At 34.9% G+C, this 16,259-nt stretch carries 16 protein-coding genes; 5 read left to right on the top strand and 11 right to left on the bottom strand.

Annotated features, from left to right (window positions below; all coding sequences use genetic code 11):
- Positions 1-19 precede the first annotated feature (19 nt).
- Positions 20-1,219, top strand: coding sequence for a cation:proton antiporter (locus tag CACET_RS16620; protein WP_044824276.1), 1,200 nt, complete (start codon positions 20-22; stop codon positions 1,217-1,219).
- A gap of 369 nt (positions 1,220-1,588) precedes the next feature.
- Here CACET_RS16620 and CACET_RS16625 read toward each other — a convergent pair whose 3' ends face one another.
- The 3 genes from CACET_RS16625 to CACET_RS16635 are packed head-to-tail and all read right to left on the bottom strand — an operon-like array spanning position 1,589 to position 3,130.
- Complete coding sequence (locus CACET_RS16625; RefSeq protein ID WP_044824277.1) at positions 1,589-2,323, bottom strand: permease; 735 nt, start codon at positions 2,321-2,323, stop codon at positions 1,589-1,591.
- Entirely contained in the window at positions 2,320-2,802 is a 483-nt protein-coding gene (locus CACET_RS16630) for a permease (protein WP_044824278.1), read from the bottom strand. The genes CACET_RS16625 and CACET_RS16630 overlap by 4 nt, the downstream gene beginning before the upstream one ends.
- Before the next feature lies 1 nt (position 2,803).
- On the bottom strand, positions 2,804-3,130 hold the full coding sequence (locus tag CACET_RS16635; RefSeq protein ID WP_044824279.1) for a cupin domain-containing protein: 327 nt from the start codon (positions 3,128-3,130) through the stop codon (positions 2,804-2,806).
- A 94-nt stretch (positions 3,131-3,224) separates the two neighbouring features.
- Between CACET_RS16635 and CACET_RS16640 the strand changes: the two genes are divergently transcribed.
- Positions 3,225-3,908, top strand: a complete 684-nt coding sequence (locus CACET_RS16640) for a Crp/Fnr family transcriptional regulator (RefSeq protein WP_044824280.1) — start codon at positions 3,225-3,227, stop codon at positions 3,906-3,908.
- A 22-nt stretch (positions 3,909-3,930) separates the two neighbouring features.
- Here the strand turns inward: CACET_RS16640 and CACET_RS16645 are convergent, their stop codons facing one another.
- On the bottom strand, positions 3,931-4,425 hold the full coding sequence (locus CACET_RS16645) for a prolyl-tRNA synthetase associated domain-containing protein (RefSeq protein WP_044824281.1): 495 nt from the start codon (positions 4,423-4,425) through the stop codon (positions 3,931-3,933).
- A 381-nt stretch (positions 4,426-4,806) separates the two neighbouring features.
- On the opposite strand from CACET_RS16645, the gene CACET_RS16650 reads away from it, so the two are divergent.
- Positions 4,807-6,018, top strand: a complete 1,212-nt coding sequence (locus CACET_RS16650) for an FprA family A-type flavoprotein (protein ID WP_044824282.1) — start codon at positions 4,807-4,809, stop codon at positions 6,016-6,018.
- Positions 6,019-6,060: 42 nt separating this feature from the next.
- On the opposite strand, the gene nikE is transcribed toward CACET_RS16650, so the two are convergent.
- The 7 genes from nikE to CACET_RS16685 form a co-directional block, all read right to left on the bottom strand.
- Positions 6,061-7,056, bottom strand: coding sequence for a nickel import ATP-binding protein NikE (nikE, locus tag CACET_RS16655; protein ID WP_044824283.1), 996 nt, complete (start codon positions 7,054-7,056; stop codon positions 6,061-6,063).
- Complete coding sequence (locus CACET_RS16660; protein WP_044824284.1) at positions 7,043-8,038, bottom strand: ABC transporter ATP-binding protein; 996 nt, start codon at positions 8,036-8,038, stop codon at positions 7,043-7,045. The genes nikE and CACET_RS16660 overlap by 14 nt, the downstream gene beginning before the upstream one ends.
- A gap of 15 nt (positions 8,039-8,053) precedes the next feature.
- Complete coding sequence (nikC, locus tag CACET_RS16665) at positions 8,054-8,887, bottom strand: nickel ABC transporter permease subunit NikC (RefSeq protein WP_201774924.1); 834 nt, start codon at positions 8,885-8,887, stop codon at positions 8,054-8,056.
- Between the two features lie 2 nt (positions 8,888-8,889).
- Positions 8,890-9,825 carry a nickel/cobalt ABC transporter permease gene (opp1B, locus tag CACET_RS16670; RefSeq protein ID WP_044824356.1) on the bottom strand — a complete coding sequence of 312 codons (936 nt, stop codon included), beginning with the start codon at positions 9,823-9,825 and terminating at the stop codon, positions 8,890-8,892.
- A 169-nt stretch (positions 9,826-9,994) separates the two neighbouring features.
- A complete protein-coding gene (gene nikA / locus CACET_RS16675) occupies positions 9,995-11,614 on the bottom strand; it encodes a nickel ABC transporter substrate-binding protein (protein ID WP_044824285.1) in 1,620 nt (539 codons plus the stop codon).
- 393 nt (positions 11,615-12,007) lie between these two features.
- Positions 12,008-13,387 (bottom strand): MATE family efflux transporter, encoded by a 1,380-nt coding sequence (locus CACET_RS16680; protein WP_044824286.1) that lies wholly within the window; start codon positions 13,385-13,387, stop codon positions 12,008-12,010.
- A 33-nt stretch (positions 13,388-13,420) separates the two neighbouring features.
- Positions 13,421-13,858, bottom strand: a complete 438-nt coding sequence (locus tag CACET_RS16685; protein ID WP_044824287.1) for a MarR family winged helix-turn-helix transcriptional regulator — start codon at positions 13,856-13,858, stop codon at positions 13,421-13,423.
- A 244-nt stretch (positions 13,859-14,102) separates the two neighbouring features.
- Here CACET_RS16685 and CACET_RS16690 point away from each other — a divergent pair, with 244 nt between their 5' ends.
- Positions 14,103-15,341 (top strand): ATP-binding protein, encoded by a 1,239-nt coding sequence (locus CACET_RS16690; protein WP_044824288.1) that lies wholly within the window; start codon positions 14,103-14,105, stop codon positions 15,339-15,341.
- 8 nt (positions 15,342-15,349) lie between these two features.
- Complete coding sequence (locus CACET_RS16695; protein ID WP_242846903.1) at positions 15,350-16,222, top strand: response regulator; 873 nt, start codon at positions 15,350-15,352, stop codon at positions 16,220-16,222.
- Positions 16,223-16,259 lie beyond the last annotated feature (37 nt).

A 16,259-nucleotide genomic window follows, 5' to 3' on the forward strand; every position in this document is an offset into this window, starting at 1 on the left:
ATTAAGGAGGCGCATTTTTTTGAATGTTTTAGTAAAAATAAGTATCGTATTATTGATGGGAATTTTGGGCGGAAGACTGGCTAAGGTCTTACATCTTCCTTATGTGACAGGTTATTTACTAGGAGGATTATTGATCGGTCCTTCCTTTACCAATGTCATTACAGACACGAATATCAAAGTTTTTTCTATTGTAAATGAAATAGCACTAGCTGCTATTGCCTTTAATATTGGCAGTGAATTTCTTATCGAAGAGCTCATGAAGGTGGGAAAAAAGATATTTATTGTCACCTTAGCAGAGGTAGTTGGTGCTGTTACTATCGTATTTTTTACTAGTTATTTTTTATTGCATCAACCCTTTGAGTTGAGCATTATATTAGCTTCTATAGCTGCCGCTACTGCACCTGCTGCCACAATGATGATTATTAAGCAGTATAATACCAGTGGACCTTTAACCAAAACCATTCTACCAGTAGTAGCTATTGATGACGCCTTATGTGTCATGAGTTTTGGCATCGCTATGGCTCTAGCAAAAATTTCTTTTGGACAAGGAGAAACGTCTTTTTTAAAAATGATTACTTTACCCTTTGTAGAAATTTTTGGCTCCCTCATCTTGGGATTTGCTATAGGCTTTATGTTGACATTTCTCGCAAATAAAACAAAGACTGAAGATGAACTATTAACATTTGTACTAGCTTTTATTTTAGCTGGAGGTGGTCTTGCCCGTGTACTTCATCTATCTCCTATACTAACATGCATGATGATTGGCGCCACACTTACCAACCTTATGCAAAATCATAGAAAAGTTTTTCACATTATAGGAAAATTTACACCTCCCATCTATTTATTTTTCTTTACGCTAGCAGGAGCTAGCCTTCATCTTAATAGTTTAGGAAAATTAGGCTTATTGGGAATAGGATACATTTTAGCGAGATCTATAGGAAAAATTTTCGGAGCAGGTTTAGGAGCAAAAGCAATGGGTTATTCTAATGTTATTGTTAAAAATTTAGGGTTTAGTTTGTTACCTCAAGCTGGTGTAGCCATTGGTTTAGCTATGATCGCCAAACAGGAAGTGCCACAGATAGGTAATACCATAAGTACTGTTATCTTAGGAGGAGTTTTCGTATTTGAGTTAGTTGGTCCTATTATGGCAAAATTTGCTTTAAATAGAGCTGGAGAAATTCATCAAATTACTGAAACTTCTCAAGAGGTTATAAGCTAAAAACTAAATTTTTAAATTTAAAAACACCTTTCTTATTTTACTCCATAAGAAAGGTGTTTTTGTTAACTAGCTTCTCTCCTTGATTGAAAATCTATATCTTCATATATAGATATCTAACCTAACAACTTAAGTTATACATTTAATTATTTATAGAAACTTCAATGGATTGACCTGTGAAAATTTATAGCTATAATTAAAGTTTCTAACTTGGATATCTATAGATAAGCAAGTTCAAACTTTAATTTTGGTATACACGGTCTACGGTTTCGCCCCAAAACCGTGGGCTGCAAATGTACCCCTTAGTATATCAAAATTAAGTCCTGATGTTCTTTATCTATAACTAAAATTTATAATTATATTTTCACAAACCTATCCATAATGATAACCTATAACCTTTGCTGGACATTTCTTCATGATGATGGAGATACTTTCTTTTATATCATCATTAGTAGCTTCCTGCCTAAGTATTACTTTATTCTCTATGATAGTAAAATATTCAGGCAACAACTTTTCACATAAGCCACAACCTACACAATATTCTCCTTGAATACGTATCCTACTTTTTTCCCCTTTTGTGACATTGTCTTCCATGAGAATCTCATGTTTTTTTACAATAATTGCTACGATATATGCCATCATCAGTATGGCTATCGTTGTTAATACCCATCTTATCATCATAAACCTTGAACCTAAAAACTTTGCCTCATTGGCAAGCATAGGAATTTTCACAACTGCCCATGCACTTAGAATAATTACGATATTGGCAACACTAGCACCTTTTTTGAACAACATTTTGCAGATAGGAAATGCTGCATAAATAGGTCCTGCGGAAAAGCTTCCCAACACGAAGGAGAAAAGTGCTCCTTTTGCCCCAGCATTTTCTCCAAAGTTTTTGATAATCATGTCTTTTGGTATCCACGCTTCTATTAGTGCCGTTAAGACAAAAACAATTGGCATAACTTGAATCATTTCTTTAATATAGTAAAAGCTGCTCTTTGATGAATCGATGGCTTTCATTGGAAGGAAGATCATCAACAACAAATAGGTCAGCACCACTATGGATAGTAGTTTATTATTTTTTATAAATTTTACTATAGCCTTCATAGCAGCACCCCCATAACAAGAGAAATAAAGATGGCAAAAAGAAAGCTCAAAAGATTTCTAGCTAACGCGAACTTTAGCCCAAACTCCTGTTTTTCTAGCGGAAAAGTCACAAACCCCACCATAGTTAAGGTAGTTAGAAAAGCCACTGCTGGTATAATACTTATCCCTATATCTACAAAAGAACTTACTAAAGGAAAAGCCACAAAGGCAGGTATTAAAGTTATGCTGCCTACAAAAGCAGAAACTACTGTTGCAAACAATAGATTTGTTTTATCTAGCACATCCCTTACCCCCTCAGGAGGTATAAAGGTTAAGATTAATCCTATAAGGAACAAAATGCCTATAATTTGACCTACCATACGCTTCATCATGTTGGCTGTCATCTTCATTGAGGCAAAAGTTTTTTCTTTGTCTTTATACAAAGAGATAACAAGTCCAACGCCTGTTATTGTCCAAAGAAAAATCATGAAGACATCCATGTTATTTTCCTCCAAAATATTTAGGGTTTGGGGCTTTTACTACAAAGAACTCTAAAACTTCTTCATCATGATTATTTACCCTCATTTTAGTATTATAAGGAATATTAATGATTTGTCCCTCCTTGTAACTTTGCACTTCTTGTTCCCCTAACTGCAAACTCATAATGCCTTTTATAATAATCATATATACATTAGAATTTGAATAATGCTCAGGCAATCCTGTGCCTTTGACAAGAATCATATGATTTAATGCAAGGTTGTCATCATCAATAATCTTCTCAACAAGTTTTTCATTTTGCTGTTTAAATTCATAAATTTTCTCTATCATAACTACACTCCTTTTAAAAATCTTTTTTCTATATTATAATGTTTTTAAAACAACAAAACAGTAACCACGGTTACTAACTTTAAGGAGTTTTGTTATGAAAATAAAAAGTTTCCTGCCACTTCTTACTTGTATAGGCCCTTTTAAAAGCTTTACAGAGGAAGAATTATTAAAATTATTTTGTGAGGAAAATCATCAGATAAAAAAATATGAAAAGAATAGTATGATCTATCTTCAGAATGAAGTATGTAGCACTGTAGACATTATACTAAGGGGAGAAATTGTTATTCAAAAAATTGATACCAATGGAAATATCTTAACTCTGACTACCTTTGGAACCAGCGATGTCATAGGAGGCAATCTCTTGTTTTGTCACAATAATGTCTATCCTATGACAATCACTGCTAAAACTGATTCTATCTTACTCCATATGAAAAAAGATTTTATTTTAGAGTTATGTCAAAAAAGCAAAGAATTTTTGATAGAATTTCTTCACAGTATATGCGATAAAACCTTCATTCTTACAAACAAACTAAGCTCTATTACCATGAAAACCATTCGCCAGCGTATTAGTGAATTCTTAACTTATGAATACCATTATCAGCAAAACTATAGAATAAAACTTAATATGTCCAAAAAGGAACTGGCTGAAAGGCTGGGGATACAACGACCTTCTCTCTCAAGGGAATTAAGTAAAATGAGAGAAGAGGGCTTAATCATCTATGATGCTAAGTCTATTATGATTAAGGACTTAAGTATACTTCAGTCCTCTGACGCATAAAAGTAGTTTTTATGGTCTATTTTTAAGGAATTTCAACAAACTGCACTTTATTACCACACCACGCAAGAAATTTCTTGAGATTTTCATAGCTTATTGTAATACTAGCAGTATTAACATTGGGATGCAACGTAACTTTTTCTTGTGAAACTAAGTCTTGATCTATCAGTACTTCTACTTCTTTATTTATATCATTGATCAATCCCATGGGAGACACTGCCCCCGGCTCTAATCCCAAATACTTCTCAAGTCTTTCATCAGAAGCAAAGCTTAGTCGGGTGCTGCCAATTTGCTTAGCTATTGCTTTGGTGTTTGCTTTTTTTGAGCTATCTACTAAGACCAAATAGTGTTGATCTCCTTTAGAGTTACGTAAAAATAAGTTTTTGAAATGAATTACCTCAAGGTCCATCTCCAACTCTTCTATGGCTGCAATCGTAGCTACAGGGGCATGGTTATATTTTTCATAAGGAATAGCTAGTTTTTCTAAAACTTCATATACTTTAGATTCTTTTTTGTCCATCTTGTAACACTCCTTCTTTTGTATCATAAGTATTGTATTTCTTCTCTATCTTAGTTTGCTTTATCTAAATATTGTACCTAAATAGAGTAGGATATGCAAATTTTGCTAATATAATAAGTTGTAGTAAATATGTTACACCTGCTACGCCACAGGGACAGTGGCACATAAAAAATATACATAGCACATGAGCCGTGAGAATTGTCACCCTGAGCACAGCGAATGGGTCTTAAATGTCTATGATATAAGATTCTTCACTACGTTCAGAATGACAAAACCCGAATAAAAAATATTATTAAATTTAGTTGATTAATACAAGTAAGTTGGGTATATAGATAAAAATAAGTTGATAAATAAAAAACAAACATTCTAGGAGGAATTTTGATGTTGAATACTGTAGAGGTAACAAAAAATATCCACTATGTGGGGGTAAATGATAGAGAAACTCATTTATTTGAAAACTTATGGCCTTTAGATAAGGGGGTTTCCTATAATGCCTATCTCATCAACGATGATAAAGTTGCTATAATAGATACCGTCAAAAACACTAAAATGGATGCTTTTATGGATAAAGTTGAGGGCATTATTGGAGATAAATCAGTGGATTATCTGATTATCAATCATATGGAGCCAGATCATTCAGGGGCTATTAAAGCTGTAAGAGAAAGATACCCTAAAGTGATGCTTGTAGGAAATAAAAAGACCTTTGAATTTTTAGAAAACTTTTATGGAAAAATGGACAACTATTATATTATTGACGATGGGGACACCTTAGACCTGGGGGAACATCAGCTTAAATTTTACTTAACACCTATGGTTCACTGGCCAGAGACCATGATGACTTATGAAGTTAACAACAAGGTGTTGTTTTCAGCAGATGCCTTTGGGGGCTTTGGAACATTAGATGGTGGAATTTTTGACGATGAAGTAAATCTGGAATTTTATACTGATGAAATCAGACGTTACTATTCTAATATTGTTGGTAAATACGGTGCCATGGTACAGAAGGCTTTAAAGAAACTAACAGAAGCTGCTATCGACATTAAAATCATTGCCCCTACCCACGGTCCAGTATGGAGAACCAACCCTTCTTGTATCATAGACTACTATGATCGTTGGTCTAAAGCCCAAACACAGGAGGGTGTTGTGATTGTATATGGCTCTATGTATGGGAATACACAGAAAATGGCAGACTTTATTGCTAGAAAGCTTTCTGAAAAAGGTATAAAAAACATTAGGATTTATGATGCTTCCAAAACCCATGTTTCCTACATTATAAGCGATATTTGGAGGTTTAAAGGGGTAGTTTTGGGTAGCTGTGCCTATAATACTGGTTTATTCCCTTCTATGGAGGCAGTCATACATAAAATAGAAAACTCTCAATTGAAAAACCGCTATCTTGGTATCTTTGGAACTGCTTCTTGGAGTGGCGGAGGGGTTTCTACTTTAAATCAATTTGCTGACCGAATCAAGTGGGAAAAAATTGGAGAATCTGTAGAAGCTAAGTCTTCTCCTAAAGCAGCAGAATTTGAGATGTGTGAGAAAATAGCAGATGAATTAGCTGAAAAACTCATTGCTGAAAGAGAAGTATTATAATGATAAAAAGGATTGGGAAGAGCGAGTATCTCCCAATCCTTTTTATGAAATTTTGTTTAAGTCGACTACTTCTTCCTTCACTCCTTCACGGTGACAAGCTATTTTGTGGCCTTTTTTTACTAAGCTTAAAAGAGGAACTTTCTCACCACATACAGTCGTAGCTTGACTACATCTTTCAGCATATTTGCAACCACAAGATGCCTTCTTACTGCTGATCACTTCATCAAAAGAAAAATCTAAGACTTTCCCCTCCTGCGGATAAGGGTTTAATACAGAACCCAATAGCTTTTTGCTATAAGGATGTCTTAGTGCTGTTAAATCATTAGCATCTTCTATCTCTTCTACAATTCTTCCTAGATACATCACTGCTATAGTATCTGCAATATAGTCCACTGCTTCAATATCATGGGATATAAACAAATAAGATAAGTTAAATTCCTTTTTTAAATCCACCAGCAGGTTTAAAATTTGTGCCTGCACTGATACGTCCAAACTGCTGATGGCTTCATCTAAAACAATCAATTTAGGTTTTAAAGCAATGGCTTTAGCTATACATATCCTCTGCAATTGTCCTCCGCTAAACTGATGAGGATATTTATGAATATCTTTATGGCTTAGACCTACGATTTCCAGTAGCTCCAATACCCTTTTTTTCTCTTCTAGGGGACTTAAGTTCAAGTAATTTCTTATGGGTTCACTAATAATTTTTTCTATTTTTTGCTTAGGATTCACAGAGCTATGATAATCCTGAAAGACCACCTGTAGATCCCGTCTTAAGGTCTTTTGCTGTCTACTAGTAGATTTATAAAAATTTTTTCCTTGGAAGAAAACTTCACCGCTATTGGGTTTTTCTAAGCCTAAGATAATTTTCCCTAAGGTGCTTTTGCCACAGCCGCTCTCCCCCACCAGCCCTACACAAGTTCCTTCTTCTATGGCTAGACTAACATCCTTTACAGCTTCTGTCATTTTTCCTTTTCCCCATAGGCTGTTGCCAGATTTGTATACTTTTGTCACCTCTTTGATCTCAAGCAAGCTCATCTAAAATCATCTCTTTTCCACGGGCATATTTGACACATCTTACTAAATGATTTTTTATTCCACCTACTTCATCCATCGTATACTCTCTACAGGCTGCCTCTACTTCACTGCACCTTTCTAAAAAAGGACATTGATTCCCCAAGTTTAAAAGAGAAGGAGGCTGACCTTCTATAGGTTTTAATCGTTTTTTATTCAGCTGAAATCTTGAAGCTAGTAAACCGCGGGTATAGGGGTGAGCAGGATGTTTGAACAGTTCCTCTACAGGAGCTTTTTCTACAATATAGCCACAGTACATCACTGCTACTTCATCTGCCATTTGTGCAATCACACCAAGGTCATGGGATACTAATAGTACCCCTGTGTTATTATGCTTTACTAAGCTTTTTAGCTGTCCCAAAATTTGATACTGTACCGTTACATCTAAAGCGGTGGTAGGTTCATCTGCAATCAATACATCAGGGTTCATAGCTATGGCAATAGCAATCATAACCCGCTGCAACATGCCGCCACTTAATTGAAAAGGATATTGCCTCATGATTTTTTCTGCTTCAGGTAGACTTACCTTTTTTAGATTTTCTATGGCAATTTTCTTCGCTTCTCTTACACTTACTTTTATATGATTCTGGATGGTATCTACAAAATGGCTGCCTATGGTTCTTAAAGGGTCAAAAACACTCATGGGGTTTTGCATAATCATAGCGATTTCTTTACCCCTTTGCTTTCTCATTTCTTCTTCTGAAAGAGAAAAAATATTTCTTTCCTTTAGTCGGACCTCTCCCTCCGTCTTCCAGTCTTTATTTTTCAATAACTTTAGTAAAGACAGCGACATAACGGATTTACCACAACCACTTTCTCCCACCAAACCCAGGATTTTTCCCTTTTTAATTTCTAGATTTACACCATTCACCGCTCTAAGCATACCTTCTTGACTGGGAAGATATACTTGTAACTCTTCTACTTTTAAAACCACTTCTTCTTTCATTATTATCCTCTCCCCTTAGTAATTTTTTTCTTCAAGGGTATCTCTTAAAGCGTCTCCAATAAGATTAAAGGAAATTACTGTCATAAGAATCATCATTCCAGGATACATCATTAAGGAAGGATTGCTTCTTATAAACTGTCTTCCATCATTCAACATAGCTCCCCATTCAGGGTCAGGGGGCTGTACCCCAAGACCTAAGAAAGAAAAGCCTGAGATGTGTAGAATCACCTTTCCCAAATCTAAAGTAGCTAATACAATAACTTGTGGTAATATATTGGGCAATATATGCTCAAAGATAATTTTAAAGTCAGAACTTCCCGATACTTTTGCAGAGAGAACAAAGTTTCTCTCTTTATAACTTAACACCATGCCTCGAATCATTCTAGCGTACCATACCCACTGAACAGAGATCATAGCTATCATTAGGTTTTTTAACCCAGGTCCTAACATACCGATAATCACTAAAGTCAAAACCAAACTCGGAAAAGCCAAAATCATATCACATAGCCGCATAATAATACTATCTATATAGCCTCCCTTGTAGCCTGAAAAGGTTCCCACTATGACACTAATGGTAATAGTAATCACCATAGATACTACCGCAGTTCCTAAGGAGACTTTTGTGCCATAAATCAGTCTTGATAAAATACATCTTCCTAAATGGTCTGTGCCTAAAGGAAAATTTCTACTAGGCTCCAATAATTTATTCATTAAGTCTACTTCATTAGGGTCATTGGGTGCAAGAGCAGGAGCTAAAAAACTAAAAAGCACCATCACCCCTAGAATAAAAATACTGATGATCATCATCTTATTTTTTAATAGTTTGGGCATTTTTTCCTGTACAATCATCTTTAATCCTCCCCCATTCTAATACGGGGATCTAAAATACCATAGAGAATATCCACTAAGAGATTTGAAAATACAAATATGATGGCTATCAGCAATACATAGCATTGAATTACAGGGTAATCTCGATTAAAGATGGCAGAAATAATATACCTGCCTACCCCCGGCCATGCAAAAACATTCTCTACAATTACGCTTCCCGCTAGCATATGACCCATACTCATGCCAAAGGCTGTCACCACTGGCAACATAGCATTTTTTAGCACATGCCTTAGGATAATAAATCGCTCCTTCAATCCCCTGGTCTTAGCATAAAGAACAAAATGTTCATTTAAGTTTTCTAAGATCGTGGTTCTAAGTAATCTTGTATAGGTGGCTACTGAACCTAATGCTAGGGTTAAAGAAGGTAGAATAAGATGCTGTATAGAGCCTCGTCCCATCACTGGCAATAAATCTAGCTTTAAAGAAAAAAAGTAGATAAACAAGAGCCCTATCCAAAAGCTAGGCATAGAGGCACCAACAAAGGCAAAAAACCGACAAATATGATCAAAGGCTGTATCCTTATAAAGGGCTGAGAAAATAGCCATGGGGATACTGATAACAATCACTAATATTAGAGAAGTTATGGCTAATTGAATGGTTGCAGGAAAATAGTATAGCAGTTCTTCTAGTACTGGGTTTCTAGTGGCAAAAGACTTCCCAAAATCCAGCCTCATGGCATTTCGTATCCAATGAATATATTGCTGATATAATGGCTGGTCTAGACCTAACTCAGCTCTAGTAACAGCAATAGCTTCATCTGTCGGTGGAATTTGTGACATTCTCAAATAGACCTCTGCTGGATCAACAGGGACAAGTTGTACTAAAATAAAAGTTATGATAGAAATTCCCAGTAAGATTGGAATTAAACTTATGAGTCGTCTTAAAATAAAGTTTCTCATTTTTCCTCCATCAATATCCATTTGTTGTTTGTAACTCTTCCAGTATAGACATACACCTGTAAATTTTAATATACTAAGGGCTACATTTGCAGCCCACTGTTTTGGGCAAAACCGTAGACCCTGTATATTGCAAAGTGTATGTCTCTATATACTTAGGAGAGTTAGTAGATTATTTTATATCCATATTTACAAAAGGTATTTCATACATTGTTTCAAGGAACTCCACACCTGAAACATAATCATGATAAACAGCAATATTAGTTTGGTAAGAAATCGGTAAATAAACAGCTTGTTCATGCAAAGTGCCTAAAATATATTCATAAAGTGCTTGACGCTCTTCTTCATCCGTGCTGATTAATACTTCAGTGATCTTAGCATCGATTTCTGCCTTCATCGGTAAACCAATCTGTGCTTGATAATCTGCATGGGCAGGGGTTCTCATTGAACCTACAAGGGCATGTGGATCGTAAGGTGCTCCCGAGCTGTCACTAAAGATTAAGTTGAAATTTCCATCCTTTTGTCTTTGCAGATGAGAAGCTCTTTCCTCGCCTACTAAGTTAAGGTTAATACCTACTTTTCTTAAATCTGCCTGCAAAACTTCCGCAATAGACTTTTGTGCAGTATCATCACTATCAAAGCTTAAATCTATTTCTAGCACTTCACCATTCTTTTCTCTGAACTCCTTACCTTCAGCCAACTTCCAACCTGCTTCATCTAAAAGAACATTAGCCTTTTCTACTTCATAGTTATAAGGCTCTAAGCCTAAATCACAGTAAGGAACGTTTGGTGCAAGTAAGGTATCTGCCTTTACCTCTGTGCCATAAAATACAGCATCGATTAGTGTTTGTTTATCAAAGGCATGTTGTATCGCTTGACGTACTGCCAATTCCTTTGTAGCACCCTTGTTAGAGTTAATAGCCAGTAATCTTGTAGCTAAAGGTTGAGAAATACCTGTTTCATACTTACCAGAATCTCTTAGTTGTTTATAGGAATCTAAACTAATCAGACCACTGCCATAAATTAAATCAATTTCTTTTTTCTCAAAAGCCATGGCTCTTGTCTCACCATCAGGAATAATTTTAACAACAACTTTATCTACCTTCGGTTGTGTTCCCCAGTAATACTCATTTTTTGTAAAAACAGCATATTCCCCTAGTACTACTTCACTCAATACCCAAGGTCCTGTACCAATAGGCTTTTCGATCCTTTGTGCTGTACTACCGTCTTCAGGGAAACCAGCTTCTCCTAAAAATCTTAAAGGTCTGATTAATGCTAATTCTTGAAGAGCAGGATAATAAGGATTTTTAAACACCACCTTAAGGGTATGTTCATCTATTACTTCTGTATCATCGATTTGTGCAATTAAATCTAACCAACTATGTCTTTCAAAGTTAGCCAATACTGCATCAAAGTTCTTTTTTGCTATATGGGCATTGAATTCACTTCCATCAGAAAATTTCACCCCTTCACGCAGTTGAAAAATGTATTCTTTTCCATCAGGAGAGATTTCCCAATCTACTGCTAACTGAGGTTCAATTTCTCCACCTTTACCGTATGTTACTAAAGCTTCATATACCATATCTTGAGCAAACATTTGGTTTGGAGAGTAAGCATGTGGATTTAGCTCTCCTAAGTCTCGCGGCCAAGAAGTTGTTAGCACCTTCTCTCCTGTTGCTGTATCTTCACCTTCTCCAGTAGCAGGTTGATTGTTGCTTCCACAGCCAGCCAACAACATAGAAGCTGTTAAAATGAAACTTAATAATAAAATATACCATTTTTGCTTTTTCATAAGTTGATGTACACCTCTTTCTTTTCATTTGTATTGTTAGAACTGCTTAAACACCTAATGTACTATAAAATAAGTTACTATTGACTCCTTGACACTCCCCCTTTAAATTTATGCATCATTTAATAGTTTTCGCTGGGTCATGTTAATTTTTTATCAATTCCATTAGATGGAGATTTTTTGCAAATAAAAAACCACAAAGTAAAATAGAACCTTATCATTCTAATTTAACCTTCATGGTCAATAGCAAAGGACATGCATTATATTCTGCTGTCTTCTATCAGAGATTGGCTTCATGCCTTTAAATAATCCTGTAGTTTCTTTAGCAGACTAATTGATTGTATTATCATTAGTATAATATAATTGCAGAAACTTGTCAAATAATTAACTTGTTTTTTAGTTGCTAAATCTTTCATTGAAACCAAAGCTTGCCTGATGTTGTCTTCCTAAGTTCTTTAACTCCATCGTGATCCATATCCCTGTTAGAATAGAGGAAAGTAAATCAGCCAAAGGCCCTGCCATTAAGACACCCTCCAGTCCAAATATTTTAGGTAAAATCAGTAGTGCTGGAATTAAAAAGATTACCTGTCTTGATAAGGTTAAAAAGGCCGCTTGTTTTGGCTTTCCTATCGCTTGAAAATAACTGGCAGAAACGATTTGAAACCCAATCATAGGTAAAAACACCATAAATATCTTAATTGCCTGTGTTCCAAAGGCAATCAACTCTGCATCTTCACGGTTGAAAAAAGCCACCATCTGCTGAGGAAATAATCTTGTTCCAACAAATCCAATCATAACGATAATGGTTGCTCCAAGGATGCCTAGTTTTAATGCTTCCTTCACTCTGTCGAACTTACGGGCACCATAGTTATAACCAATGATGGGTTGCACCCCTTGATTAATTCCAAATATCGGCATTAGGATCAATGTCATAATGCTGGTTATTACCCCCATACCTGAAATAGCAATGTCTCCCCCATAAGTAGTTAAAGATTTATTCATCAATACATTTAGAAAACTAGCAGCAATCTGCATAGCAAAAGGTGCTGAACCTAATGCTACAATTTTATTTATGACTTCAAAATCTAGTTTTAAATTTGCAGCACGAATTTTTAATGTGCTTCTACCTCCAAGAAAATGGTAAAGTACCCATGCCGAAGATACTGCCTGAGATATAATAGTAGCTAATGCAGCACCCCTTATTCCCCAATTAAAAACAAAAATAAACAAGGGGTCCAAAGCTGTGTTAAGTAATGCACCAATTAACATGGTACACATAGCAACTTTGGGATTTCCTTCTGCACGGATAAAGTTATTCATCCCAAAACCGATAGATTGAAAAACTGCACCCCATAATATAATCTGTAGATATTCTTTTGCATAAGGCATTACCGCCGCACTAGCACCAAAAACTCTTAGTAAAGGCTCAAGAAAAATAGAACCTACTACAGATATGGTTAAAGATATACCTATCAGCAAGACCAAAGCATTTGCCAAAATCTTTTCTGCTTCTTCTTTCCTTCCTTCTCCCAGCCTAATGGAGATTAAAGCATTGGCCCCCAAACCGATCAACATGCCGCAGGCCATGATAAAAAGCATAATAGGAAAACCAATGGTGATTCCTGCAAGCCCTAAAGAACCTACACCATTACCTATAAATATTCTATCTACTACATTATACAAAGCATTTACCAGCATCCCTATAATCGCTGGAATAGAGAATTTTAATAACAATTTAAATACTTTTTCTTCTCCTAACTGTTTTGATTGATCCATTCTTTTCTCCTTTCACTCCACATAAAATTTATATTAATTGAAGTTATCAATTATTTTCATCAAAAAAAATCTCAACTGTTGTATTTCTTCCTCTTGAAACCCTTCTAAGGTTTTCCCCATCACCTTCTCGCTAATTTCTTTAAACCGAGGCATAAATTCCTTTGCTTTTCCAGTTAGCTTAATGATATGAGAACGTCTATCAGTAGAATTTCCCTCTCTTACCACCCAGTCATCCTTTATCAATCCATCAATCGTTCGTGTAACAGCAGGTCTTTCTATATTTAATCTTTCAGCTATTTGAGCAGGCGTGGTATCATTGCTCTTAATCTCTTCCTGAAATCTAAGATCCATTAAAACTCGCCACTGCGATGAAGTAAGCTGATATTCTTTTAGCTGATTATTCAGTTCCCATTTGATTAAGTGAGATGTCTTGCTTAATAAGCATCCTAAACTTCTTTCTTGCTTCCCCATTTTTTCCCTCCCTCCTCCTGTTTGATTAACATGTTAACTATTAATATGATAACTATTTTTACATGCTATTGTCAAGAGTTTTTTAGTATTTTGGAAGTATTTCTTCATACCTTATGTATGATAGAATATAAAAGATAAATTGATAAGAAGAGATGATTCGTACCAAATCTTTTTTGCATCCCTTTAGCTTGTCTAGGAAATAATGATAAGTGAAAAGCTACAAAGAACAACATTGGAGGTCATTATGAAAAACTTTAAAAAATATTTAGTTTTTGCCCTAGCTGTAGCAGCCTTTGGTGAAATTTATTTTTATCCTTTTAATAGTACGTTGCGATTTTCAGCAGCCATTATTGTACTGAATTTAATTTTATTGGTAAATAAAAAAATTTCTCCTTTTTTTACTTGTGCTTTTTCAGGTATTGCTGTCTTTTTACAAAGAAGTTTATTAAGTATAGTATTTTTTTCCTTAACACCACAGGATGTTTTTCTTTTGCATGGTCCTTCTATTATTTATTATGTTGTTTATGGCATACTTGTCTCCTTGTTTCAGGTTCAAGAGAATAGAGACAGTGTTATAAAGACAATTATTTTTTTGTCCTTTAGTGATATAATAAGTAATACGACTGAAATTCTCATTAGACAGGATAAATTCCTCGCTCCTTTTCTTCAAGTCCTTATTTTAGCAGGGATTACTCGAAGTATCAGTGCTTATTTAATTTTTCTTTTTTATAAAAAGCAAGAGCTTTCCTTACTTACTCGAGAACATCGGAAAAAATATGCACAGCTTAACCTACTGATTTCCAACATTCAAGCAGAAATGTTTTATTTAAAAAAGTCTGCCCGTGATATTGAAAATGTTATGAAGAAAAGTTATGCTCTTTATGAAGAGGCCAACATTGATAGTACTTTGAAAGAAAAAACCCTAAATATCGCTTTAGAAATCCATGAGATCAAGAAGGATTACTATCGGGTATTAAAAGGTTTTGAAAGCTTTTTAGATGACTTTGAAGAAAATGGGAGGATGATGCTGGCAGATATGTTTGCCATCATCCGTGAAAATACCTGGCGATATTTAAAAGAACATGACCTCGATATTTCTATTACTTTTAATTATGAGGATAATTTTAAAGTGCAGAAATATTATCATTTATTTACTATTTTAAACAACTTAATTATCAACGCCATAGATGCTTGTGAAGGGAGGGGAACCATTCAAGTATTGCAAAAAAGTAGTCATAATGATATTCTATTTCAGGTTATTGATGACGGTGAAGGCATTGAGGTAGAAATTCTTCCTTATATTTTTAATCCAGGGTTTACTACAAAATATGATGAAAAGAGCGGTGCTCCTTCTACAGGTATTGGTTTATCTCATGTCAAAAGTATGGTAGATGAACTAATGGGAACTGTAAAGGTAATCCATGAAGTAGAAGATAAAACGATTTTTGAGATTGTACTACCAAAAAAAATACTGATTGGGTGATGACAATGATGAGTACTTTTTTGATTATTGATGATGATATTAGTGTAAGAAAAATGCTTGAACAGTTAATTATGAAAAACAACTTAGGTAAGGTTGTAGAAGAGTTGGGTAGTGGAGAACATGCAGCAGAAGAAATTATGTTTTATCAACCTGATATTGTCCTCATTGATTTTCTCTTGCCCCAGAAGGATGGGGTTGAAATTATTCAATCCTGCCGGTCGCTTGGATATAAAGGGAAGTTTATTATGATCTCTCAAGTAGATAATGATAATATGATCGCAAAGGCTTATGAAAATGGCATTATTTTCTTTATACATAAACCTATCAATAGAATAGAAGCTATCAATGTTATAAAAGGTGTTTGTCAAAACCTTCAACTTGAAAGATCAGTAGCAATGATTAAAGATGCAGTATTTCACATTGATCAAGGAAAACAAATAAATCCTCAAGACAGCTGGAAGGATCAAATAACTCCTGTTTTTACAGACATTGGTATTGTTGGAGAATCCGGATATAAAGATTTGTTGAAACTTATTGGAGAGATTATTATCTTAAAGAAGAAAAGCAAATCCTCTAATTATCAGCTACAGGATATTTATCTACAAATAGCCGAAGAAGAAAGTCTGCTTCACAATACTCCTGTTCTTGCAAGGACAATCGAACAGAGAATCCGAAGAACTATTTTAAAAGGGCTACAGAATATTGCTGCCTTAGGAAATGACGACTATTACAATAATAAATTCACAGAGTATAGTAGTGTTTTGTTTGATTTTAAACAAGTAAAGCAAGAAATTAGACATATCAATAATCCTAAAGAGGATAGGGGAAAAATTAATGTAAAAAAATTCGTGGAGGGTGTTGTTTCTAAACTGAATTTTTAGAACAATGATTGTCTTCTGGCATAATCTATCAAGCTAC

The sequence above is a fragment of the Clostridium aceticum genome, assembly GCF_001042715.1.
Lineage (GTDB): Bacteria > Bacillota > Clostridia > Peptostreptococcales > Natronincolaceae > Andreesenella > Andreesenella acetica.

What these genes read in the sequence shown, in the direction of transcription:
- CACET_RS16690 (WP_044824288.1), top strand. Translation starts at nt 14,103, where the DNA reads ATGAAAAACTTTAAAAAATATTTAGTTTTTGCCCTAGCTGTAGCAGCC.
- nikE (WP_044824283.1), bottom strand. Translation starts at nt 7,056, where the DNA reads ATGAGCTTGCTTGAGATCAAAGAGGTGACAAAAGTATACAAATCTGGC.
- CACET_RS16695 (WP_242846903.1), top strand. Translation starts at nt 15,350, where the DNA reads ATGAGTACTTTTTTGATTATTGATGATGATATTAGTGTAAGAAAAATG.
- nikA (WP_044824285.1), bottom strand. Translation starts at nt 11,614, where the DNA reads ATGAAAAAGCAAAAATGGTATATTTTATTATTAAGTTTCATTTTAACA.
- CACET_RS16660 (WP_044824284.1), bottom strand. Translation starts at nt 8,038, where the DNA reads ATGAAAGAAGAAGTGGTTTTAAAAGTAGAAGAGTTACAAGTATATCTT.
- CACET_RS16650 (WP_044824282.1), top strand. Translation starts at nt 4,807, where the DNA reads ATGTTGAATACTGTAGAGGTAACAAAAAATATCCACTATGTGGGGGTA.
- CACET_RS16630 (WP_044824278.1), bottom strand. Translation starts at nt 2,802, where the DNA reads ATGGATGTCTTCATGATTTTTCTTTGGACAATAACAGGCGTTGGACTT.
- CACET_RS16680 (WP_044824286.1), bottom strand. Translation starts at nt 13,387, where the DNA reads ATGGATCAATCAAAACAGTTAGGAGAAGAAAAAGTATTTAAATTGTTA.
- CACET_RS16640 (WP_044824280.1), top strand. Translation starts at nt 3,225, where the DNA reads ATGAAAATAAAAAGTTTCCTGCCACTTCTTACTTGTATAGGCCCTTTT.
- CACET_RS16635 (WP_044824279.1), bottom strand. Translation starts at nt 3,130, where the DNA reads ATGATAGAGAAAATTTATGAATTTAAACAGCAAAATGAAAAACTTGTT.
- CACET_RS16625 (WP_044824277.1), bottom strand. Translation starts at nt 2,323, where the DNA reads ATGAAGGCTATAGTAAAATTTATAAAAAATAATAAACTACTATCCATA.
- CACET_RS16685 (WP_044824287.1), bottom strand. Translation starts at nt 13,858, where the DNA reads ATGGGGAAGCAAGAAAGAAGTTTAGGATGCTTATTAAGCAAGACATCT.
- CACET_RS16645 (WP_044824281.1), bottom strand. Translation starts at nt 4,425, where the DNA reads ATGGACAAAAAAGAATCTAAAGTATATGAAGTTTTAGAAAAACTAGCT.
- opp1B (WP_044824356.1), bottom strand. Translation starts at nt 9,825, where the DNA reads ATGAGAAACTTTATTTTAAGACGACTCATAAGTTTAATTCCAATCTTA.
- nikC (WP_201774924.1), bottom strand. Translation starts at nt 8,887, where the DNA reads ATGATTGTACAGGAAAAAATGCCCAAACTATTAAAAAATAAGATGATG.